Source organism: Nocardia sp. NPDC060220, from assembly GCF_042727815.1.
GTDB lineage: Bacteria > Actinomycetota > Actinomycetes > Mycobacteriales > Mycobacteriaceae > Nocardia.
Map to the genome: position 1 here is coordinate 1 of NZ_JBHWZY010000239.1, position 8,575 is coordinate 8,575.

The 8,575-nt window shown below is 66.1% G+C and carries 6 protein-coding genes and 2 pseudogenes; 5 read left to right on the forward strand and 3 right to left on the reverse strand.

The window, feature by feature from the left end; translation table 11 throughout:
• The first annotated feature begins 416 nt into the window (after nt 1-416).
• The 4 genes and pseudogenes from ACFWF3_RS14820 (at nt 417) to ACFWF3_RS14835 (ending at nt 4,322) form a co-directional block, all read left to right on the forward strand.
• Nucleotides 417-914 (forward strand): MarR family winged helix-turn-helix transcriptional regulator, encoded by a 498-nt coding sequence (locus ACFWF3_RS14820; protein WP_379314091.1) that lies wholly within the window; start codon nt 417-419, stop codon nt 912-914.
• A gap of 37 nt (nt 915-951) precedes the next feature.
• Nucleotides 952-2,463: pseudogene (locus ACFWF3_RS14825) on the forward strand (MDR family MFS transporter); the annotation flags it as partial.
• Nucleotides 2,464-2,511: 48 nt separating this feature from the next.
• A complete protein-coding gene (locus tag ACFWF3_RS14830) occupies nt 2,512-3,501 on the forward strand; it encodes a collagen binding domain-containing protein (RefSeq protein ID WP_379314096.1) in 990 nt (329 codons plus the stop codon).
• Complete coding sequence (locus ACFWF3_RS14835) at nt 3,501-4,322, forward strand: YceI family protein (RefSeq protein WP_379314092.1); 822 nt, start codon at nt 3,501-3,503, stop codon at nt 4,320-4,322. The genes ACFWF3_RS14830 and ACFWF3_RS14835 overlap by 1 nt, the downstream gene beginning before the upstream one ends.
• 57 nt (nt 4,323-4,379) lie before the next feature.
• On the opposite strand, the gene ACFWF3_RS14840 is transcribed toward ACFWF3_RS14835, so the two are convergent.
• Nucleotides 4,380-5,480, reverse strand: a complete 1,101-nt coding sequence (locus ACFWF3_RS14840) for a methyltransferase (protein WP_379314093.1) — start codon at nt 5,478-5,480, stop codon at nt 4,380-4,382.
• Between the two features lie 759 nt (nt 5,481-6,239).
• Here ACFWF3_RS14840 and ACFWF3_RS14845 point away from each other — a divergent pair.
• Nucleotides 6,240-7,505 (forward strand): glycosyltransferase family 87 protein, encoded by a 1,266-nt coding sequence (locus tag ACFWF3_RS14845; protein ID WP_379314094.1) that lies wholly within the window; start codon nt 6,240-6,242, stop codon nt 7,503-7,505.
• Between the two features lie 206 nt (nt 7,506-7,711).
• On the opposite strand, the gene ACFWF3_RS14850 is transcribed toward ACFWF3_RS14845, so the two are convergent.
• A complete protein-coding gene (locus ACFWF3_RS14850) occupies nt 7,712-8,233 on the reverse strand; it encodes a DUF6924 domain-containing protein (RefSeq protein WP_379314095.1) in 522 nt (173 codons plus the stop codon).
• Between the two features lie 75 nt (nt 8,234-8,308).
• Nucleotides 8,309-8,575 (reverse strand): annotated as a pseudogene (locus ACFWF3_RS14855) (chlorophyllase); the annotation flags it as partial.

An 8,575-nucleotide genomic window follows, 5' to 3' on the forward strand; every position in this document is an offset into this window, starting at 1 on the left:
CTCAGCAGTTATGCTACATCGACATCAATCATCTGCGTGTCCTGTTGCCACAGTTGCCATCCGGATTCCCTCCCCCGCGCTCGTTGACTGATCATGTTCTGCCCCAACACTTCACAGCGTCGAGCCGGAGACGGCGCGAACCGGGCGGCCCTCGAAGTTCCCGGCACACCGACGCCCACCGTGATCGCCCCCTCGGTCGTCGCATATCCGAGGAAGCCGCACGCCCGGCACCGGCCCACTTCTCGCAGAAGGGCCGTAGAGCACGTCGGCGCCGGATCGTGCCGACCGGGCTTGCCTGCCGTTCCCGCCGCCGTCGCACCAAGCCGCACAGGCCTCCATGTCAGCTAGTTGATTAGCACAAGTAATGTAATGTATAGTTGCATTCTGCAAGTAAATATTCTCGTCTGGGAGTAGTCATGGCAGTGTCACCCGATACGGCTCAGAGCCTGATCAGAGAGCTCTATTTCATGGGCCGGACCATCCGCGCTGCCCTCTCCCATCCCGACGAAGGGGACCTGCTTCCAGGCGGCATCGGCGTGCTGGGCTCGCTCGAGGCCAGGGGTCCGTGCCGGCAGGTGGATCTCGCTGTGGACTTGTGTATCAGCCCGTCGACACTGAGCAGACATGTCGCCGAGCTGGTGCGCTCCGGCAACATCGCCCGCCACGCCGATCCCAGCGATGGCCGGGCCACTCTCATCCAGATCACCGACGAAGGACGCGATCTGCTGCGGCGAGTCCGAATATCGCGAGCACAGGGATTGCAGATCGCTCTCGCCGATTGGAGCGAGGACGAAGCCGAACAGGCCACCTCGGTCGTTCGCAAACTCAGGAATTCACTGGCCGCAGTCGTGCCCCACACCGCGGTGGGCGCGCGCCGGCCGGTTTCGACAGAAAGTCAGGAAGCGGATGTCTGATCCAGTCGAGTCGGGGACGCGGCGGGCCCCGGTCGCGATGACCCATCGTCAAATCCTGGAAGCCATGACCGGGCTGCTGGCGGCGCTGTTCACAGCACTGCTCAGCACCACGATCGTGGCGACCGCGCTGCCCACGATCATCGGCGACCTGGAGGGGTCGCAGACCGCATACGCCTGGGTCATCACCACAGCACTGCTGGCCAACGCCGCGTCCACCCCGATCTGGGGCAAGTTCGCCGATCTGTTCAACAAGAAGCTGCTGGTCCAGTCGGCCATCGTCATCTTCGTCATCGGTTCGGTGATCGCGGGCGTCGCGGGCAATGTGCCCATGCTGTTGGCGGCACGAGTCATCCAGGGCATCGGCATGGGCGGCTTGACCGCACTCGTCGTCGCGATCATCGGTTCCATCGTCTCGCCGCGTGAACGCGGGCGCTATTCCGGCTACATGGGTGCAGTGATGGCGGTGTCGATGTCGGGTGGACCCATCCTCGGCGGGGTCATCGTCGACAGTCCGCTCGGCTGGCGCTGGTGCTTCTTCGTCTGTGTGCCCCTGGCCGTGATCGCCCTGGTGCTGCTGCAGCGGACCCTGCGGCTGCCGACCGAACGCAAGGCTGGGGTGTCGATCGACTGGCTCGGCGCCGCCCTGATGACGGCCGGTGTGTCGGTGCTGCTCATCTGGGTGTCGTTCGCGGGGAAGGCGGACTACTACGCGTGGTTCTCCCGCGAATCGGCCCTGTACGTCGGCGTGGGCGTAGTGCTGCTGCTCGCGACCCTGCTGGTCGAATCCCGAGCCAAGTCGCCGATCATCCCGCTATCGATCGTCACCGAGCGCACCACCGGTCTGGCGATCATCGCCTCGATCGCGGTCGGAATCGGGATGTTCGGAGCGACCACCTTCCTCGGCCAGTACTTCCAGACCGCGCGCGGATACTCACCGACGGTGGCCGGTGTGCTGACCATCCCGATGGTCGCGGGCATGCTCGTCGCGTCGACCGGTTCGGGACAGCTGATCACCCGGTTCGGGAAATGGAAGTCGTTCGTCGTCACCGGCGGTGCGCTGCTGGTGGTCGGGTTCGGGCTGCTCTCGACGATCGACCACGCCACCAACCTGTGGTTGGTCGGCACCTACATCGCCGTTGTCGGGCTCGGTGTCGGCATGATGATGCAGAACCTGGTGCTGGCCGTGCAGAACACCGTGAGCGTGCACAATATCGGCGCGGCATCGAGCAGCGTCGCGTTCTTCCGCACGTTCGGTGGCGCGATCGGCGTCTCGGTGCTGGGGTCGGTCCTGGCTACCCGTGTGAGCGAGCTGTCGACAGAGGGTTTCGCGAAGATCGGTGTGACAACCAGTTCCTCCGGCGGCAGCAATCTGAACCTGCACGGCCTACCCGCACCGATTGCGACGATCGTGCGCGCCGCCTACGGCGATGCGACCGGCCGGATCTTCCTCATCGCCGCCGGGGCAGCGGTCGTCGCCTTCCTCGCGACCATGTGGCTTCCGAATCGTCCGCTGCGCAGCACGATCGACATCGATCCGGCGCTCGACCCGACCGTGAAAGAGTCTGCGTCGCAGGACAATCCGACCGATGCCGACAGAATGGCAGCGCTGGACGCCGAATTGGCCGTACTCGCGGACCCGAGGTGGGAAGAAGACCCGGTCTGGGAAGGCGCCGAGCGAGTGTTGTCCGAGTCAGAGCTGGTGCCGACCGCTTCGGCCGGACGGCACGCACCGGTAGCTCAGAACGGTCATCGGGCCTACCAGGCCGACGCGTCATCGCAGTCCGCTCCGTCCACCGGCGAGTTGTCCGGCTCGGGCATCGGCGGTGGAGCGGTGGACGGTCATGTCCGCCGCGAGAATGGTCAGCCGTTACCGGGTGCGGTGTTGACGTTGATCGATCAGGGTGGCCGTCAGGTCGCGCGGGCGTGCAGTGCCGCTGATGGTGGCTATGCGATCAGTGCGCCGGAGTCGGGGGGTCATGTGTTGATCGTGTCGGCGATGGGGCACCAACCGGCCGCGGTCAATGTTTCGGTCGGCCGGCGGCCCCTGCGCATGGATCTGACCTTGGTGGGTTCCGGTGAGTTGTCAGGTGTCGTCCGTACCGCGGCGCACGGCTCGCCGTTGGCGGGTGCGACCGTCACCTTGACCGATATGCGTGGTGAGGTGGTCGGCGCCGCGGTCACGGGCATCGACGGCACCTACCTGTGCCACGGCGTGGTGTCGGGTGTCTACACCTTGGTCGCGGCGGCTGAGCACATGCGTCCCAGCGCAATCACATTGACGGTGCCCGACAGTGGCGTCATGCGTCACGACATCGAGTTGACCGCGATGGCGGTGCTCACCGGATCGGCGCGGGCCGACGGCGAGCGGGCGGCGCCGGACGTGCTGGTCACTGTGCTCGACGCTGCGGGTGAGGTGACCGCGACGGCGCGCACCGACGAGGACGGCCGCTACGTCGTGACCGATCTCGTCGAAGGGCAGTACACCGTGGTTGCTCGTGGCTATCCGCCGGTGACCGGGCAGGTCACCGTGACCGGTAGCGAAGCCGCCTACGACGTGCGGCTCGGTTACGACCTCGGGGATCGTTGATGAGCGGGCTGACCGGTCGTGTTCGCACCGCGGAGGGGTGGCCGGTGCCCGACGCGGTGTTGACGGTGACGGATATGACGGGCAGCCAGATCGCCCGTGCGGTTGCCGACGAAACCGGAGCGGTGAGCACCGGCCTGATGCCCGCGGGTACTCACACCGCGGTGCTCACCGCTGTCGGGTTCGAGCCGGTGGCACGGATCGCGCAGATCTCTTCCACCGGGACGGGCGCGCTCGGTGAGGTGGTCCTGGTGCCGGCGATGGGGGCAGTGGCGCTGCCCCCGACTGGGCCGTGGACGATCGATCCGGCGCATTCGACAGTGATCGCCACCGCGCGTCATCTGGGAATCGCGAGTATCAAAGCCCGATTCGCCGAGGTGAGTGGGCGACTCGATATCGCTGAGCCGTTCGAGCGATCCACCGGGTACGCGGAGATCAAAGCGGCGGGTATCGATACCGGAATCTCGATGCGTGACAATCACCTGCGCTCGCCGGAGTTCCTGGACGTCGACAGGTATCCGATGATCACGTTCACCGGTCACGGGTTACGTCGTACCGGGGGTGACACCTGGGTGATGCCGGGTGAGCTGGTCATGCACGGGCAGCGCCGCTCGGTCGATCTCGAGGTGGCCTTCGGTGGGTTCGGATCAGATCCGTGGGGTGGGGTACGCGCCGCGTTCCACGCCGAAACACTATTGCACCGCAACGATTTCGCGATCGACTACAACGCGATTGTGCGCACGGGCGTGGCCGCCGTCGGGACCACCGTCAAAATTGAACTCGACATCGAAGTCGTACAAGGCGAGCAGCTACCCGCAATCTAGCGATCACCCACACCTTGTCGCCGCGGATTGTCGAGTCGGAAAGCGAGTCTGGCGCGATCAGCGCGGGCGGGCATCGAGCACACAGTCCGGCGCGGCGGTGGGCACCGTCCGCAGCAGGGTGAAACCGCCGCGTGCGAGCAGCTCGCGGAACTGTGCCTCGGTGCGTTCGTGGCCGCCGTCGGTGTTGACCAGCATCTCCAGGTCGATGAACTTGCCCGGGTGCGGGCGCTGATGATCGGGCAGCACCAGTTCGATCACCAGCAGCCGGGCAGACGGATCCATCGCGGCGTGGATCGTGCGCAGGATCTGCTCGGCCTTGGCGTCGGACCAGTCGTGCAGGATGTGTTTGAGCAGGTAGACGTCACCACCTGCCGGGACCTCGTCGAAGAACGACCCCTCCCGCGCCGCGCAGCGCCCAGCCAGCCCGTGCGCCGTGAGTTCGCTGTCCAGGTTCGCGACCACGTCGGGCAGGTCGAACACGATGCCCTCGGCGTCCGGGTAGCGGTCGAGGATCTCCACCAGCAGGCTGCCACGCCCGCCGCCGACATCCACCAAGGTGCCGAACTGGCCGAAATCGTAAGCCGCCAGCAGCGGTTCGATGGACAGCGTGCTGATGCTGGTCATCGCGCGGTCGAACAGGTCGCCGATCTCGCGGTGCGTCGCGGCGTACTCGAAGAAGCTCGCACCGTCGAGAGCGGGGCCGACGGCTTCGCCGGTGCGTACCGCGTCGGTCAGGTGGGTCCAGTGGTTGCGGTGAAACGGCGAACCGAAGAACAGGGACGTGTCGCGCAGCGTTACCTCGCCGTCGGAGCGCAGCGACTCACCCATCCTGGTGAGCCCATAGGAACCGTCGCGATGCTGGGCGAACACCCCGAAACTCACCAGCAGACGCATCAGCCTGCGCACGCCGCCCTCGTCGGCGCCCACCGCCGCGGCCAGCTCGGCCGCCCCGCGCCGCCCACGGGCCAGTTCGTCGGCGATACCCAGCTCGGCCGCGGCACTGATCGCCTGCGAGAGGAATCCGGCGATCTGTAGTTCCAGTAGCGCGATATGACCGGGAACCAGTCGGCGATGCAGCGCCGAGAGCGCGTCGCGCACTCGCTCGACGGCTCGCAGAACCGGTGTGGGTGGTGGCTTCTTCAGTGCTGTGGACGTCATGAGACTCCATCGTCGGCCGGTTGACCTGCACGTACGCGACGAAGCTTACGGGAACCGCGCGCGTCGGGATACAGGAATCGGGGTCAGGTCGGAGTCGCCGGTGCGAACGGCAGAACCGCGTCGGCTCCGCTGGTGCGCAGGGGCGTGCACGGCGACATGGCATTCTCGAGACGACCCAGGTCCGCTGAATCGAGCTCCCGACCCAACTGCTGATCGCGCGCCCGCGAGATCGTTGACAACAACAACGAGCTCGACAACCCGACGGAGGAAGGTGTTGAGGCTCAGCAACTTTCATTGCCGGACAACGTTGACCGCGAGTATTCGATAGCGCCGATCCGGAGTGACAACGACTGCGAATGACTGATGCCCGGTCGTTGGCTGCGCAGCGACCGGGTGGTGGCCGGTCGACGTGGCCACAGCGAAGCGGAGGCGCCTCGTGCCACGTCGACCCGGCAACCCGATCCGATCACTCAGTCGGGTAGGTACCGAATAGGCACCGCGCGCTCGATACCGGCGGCCCTCGCGATCAGCCAGCGTGAACACCAACTGCGCGGCGCTCGCCCAGCATTCCGGTCAGCAACAGGTCCAACAGCGCCCGATGCTGAGACCGCGCCGATCGCGCCATTTCGCACCGCCCAGGCCGGTACAGACCAATAGCCCTGCGCGGCATCGGAGCTCAATGTGGGGACGGGCCTCCTTCTACGAACCTGACATGAGCAGTTCTACGAAACCGGACAAGTACGGATAGCGTCTGGGGCCGTGTCACCAGAAAATGTAGCGCAGCCCAGCCGTCTCACCGCCGCCATACGGGTGGTGGCAGGTGTGCTCGTGCTCGCGACCATCCTCGAGGTGGTGCTGCGCGTATTGAGCCCCTACCCGCGGGTGGCGCAGCTGTTGTCCAACGATATGGACGAGGTCCACGTCGACTTCGACACCTTCTGGACCTCGGCCGTGGCCCTCACCCACGGCACCGACATCTACGAGACCCCGGCGAAGCTGAACAATCTCAACCCGCCGCTGCTCTCGACGCTGCTCACGCCGTTCGCCGCGCTGGATGCGGTCACGGCCTACCGCATCTTCGTGGTGCTGACACTGCTCATGATGCTGGGCTCGGTGTTGGCGGTGTGCTCGGAACTGCGGCTGCGCCCGGCTGTCACTGCGCTGGTGACGCTGGCCGTGCTCGCGTCCACGCCACTGTTCGGAACGCTGATGCTCGGCCAGATCTACCCGCTGCTGTTGGTCGGGCTCGTTGCCGGGTGGATCGCGCAGCGGCGGGAGCGGCCGGTGCTCGCGTCGGTTCTGTTCGGCATCGTGGTGGCGCTCAAGCCGTCGCTGGCACCGTTATTGCTGCTCGCGGCCGTGCAACGGCAGTGGTTGCCGTTCAAGGCCGGAATCGCAGGCGCGGCCGTCGCCTCGCTGATCGGGGTGCTCGTCGCCGGGCCGTCGAGCGCGGGGGGCTGGCTGCGCATCGCCTTGTCCGAGCCGGTGTCGGGCTGGGTGGACAACGCATCGCTGCCGGGGCTGGCGGTGCGCTTCGGACTGCCTTCCGCGATCGGGACGGTACTCGGGCTAGCGGTGCTGGCAGGCACGCTGTGGTGGTGTGGGCGCCACCGCGACCGCGTCGACCCGGGCGGCACCGCTCTGTGGGCGGTACTCGCCGCGGCCCTGCTGTTCTCGCCCATCGCGTGGCACAACTACCTGATGCTGCTGTGGCCGGGCGTGCTCGTGCTGATCACGCTGGGCCGCGGCGAGCTCACCGCCATCGCGCTCGCGGTGCCGGTCTTCCCGCTGTCCTTCACCGTGGAGTTGCCGCCCCACAGCAGCGTCGCCGCCGCCGTGACACACTCGCTCTACTGCGCTGTCCTCGTGGGCTACTGGGTGGTTCTGGTGCGCGGAGCGACACTGTCCGCGCCGGGCTCCTCGCGGTCGTCCGGCGCGGCCACGAGCACGCCACCGGCGGCCGCGGCGGGCCCCATGCCCAACGGGCCCTCCGCGGTGACACACGTTGCCGCCGCCGAGCCCTGACCGTTCACGCCACCACCGGTTCTGTCCTCATGACCAGCCCGCGAGGCACCTCAGATATCACCGTCACGCTTCGCCGATACCACGCGGATCTCAACGTCGTCGCCCCACAGACGCTATTCCGTCGAATCAGATCACGGATGACACAACCGATCACCCGTTCGATCGCACCGACGACGAAACATGGTGCACCGCAAGTCGGCCCAGCATCAGAAGCCGCGAAACACCCCGTCCGCGTCCACCGCTGATGCGAAGTCCTCGAAGTCCATGTTCGCAAGCGTGAGGTTGACTTCGGCCGGCCCTACTTCTCTTGGCAAGATCCGGAAAGTCGGCAGGCCTGCGGCGGGTTCACCGCCGCCGCTGTTGTCGACTGCCAGGATCGGGTGCTCTGGATCGCGGATGGTCTGTTCGTCGATGATGTAGATGTAGTACTGCGATGTGAGCAGCTTCTCGAGGTCTCCGGCCGTCACTTCCCGGAAGTCAGGGGTGTCGATAACGGTCAGCCCGTACTCGACGTCTTCGCTTTCATAGAACCGATTCACTGCGTCGAGTGTCTCGCGCCAGGCCGTATCGTCGTTGAAATCTGTTCGCAGCAGTAGTGATTCACCCTCAGGCAGCATTCTTTTCACAGGGTTATCGTGCACGACGTTCGCGCCCGGGCCATCGTCGCAGCCCACCGTTGCCGACACGATCACCAGCGCCGTCAGCGCCGCGCGGATCACCCTCGTCATCGCACCCTTTCTCAGCCTTGCCCCATACTCGATGCCTGCACCGAAATACCGCCTCACACTAGTTCGACAGGCCCGCTATTTGGATTCCAGCCGTCCCAGGGGGTGGGCGGGCGCGAGTACGGCCTGCGCGATAGTCCAGCCGCGGTGATCGATATCGGCGACGTGACGGAGGTAGGCGAGGGTGACCTGCTGTATCAGCGCGACCCGGTCGGGGTTCTCGTCGGTGGTCTCGCTGACGTGTTCGCCGGAAATACCGCCAAGGAAGTGCTGGCCGCCGAACACAGTGAGCAAGCTCTTGTTCGCCAGGCTCAGCGTGTAAGGATCGGTCGTCCAGGCTGGCCC

Bases quoted from the DNA above. Each gene is read 5' to 3' on its own strand.
- ACFWF3_RS14840 (WP_379314093.1), bottom strand. From the start codon at position 5,480: ATGACGTCCACAGCACTGAAGAAGCCACCACCCACACCGGTTCTGCGA.
- ACFWF3_RS14850 (WP_379314095.1), bottom strand. From the start codon at position 8,233: ATGACGAGGGTGATCCGCGCGGCGCTGACGGCGCTGGTGATCGTGTCG.
- ACFWF3_RS14835 (WP_379314092.1), top strand. From the start codon at position 3,501: ATGAGCGGGCTGACCGGTCGTGTTCGCACCGCGGAGGGGTGGCCGGTG.
- ACFWF3_RS14830 (WP_379314096.1), top strand. From the start codon at position 2,512: ATGGCAGCGCTGGACGCCGAATTGGCCGTACTCGCGGACCCGAGGTGG.
- ACFWF3_RS14820 (WP_379314091.1), top strand. From the start codon at position 417: ATGGCAGTGTCACCCGATACGGCTCAGAGCCTGATCAGAGAGCTCTAT.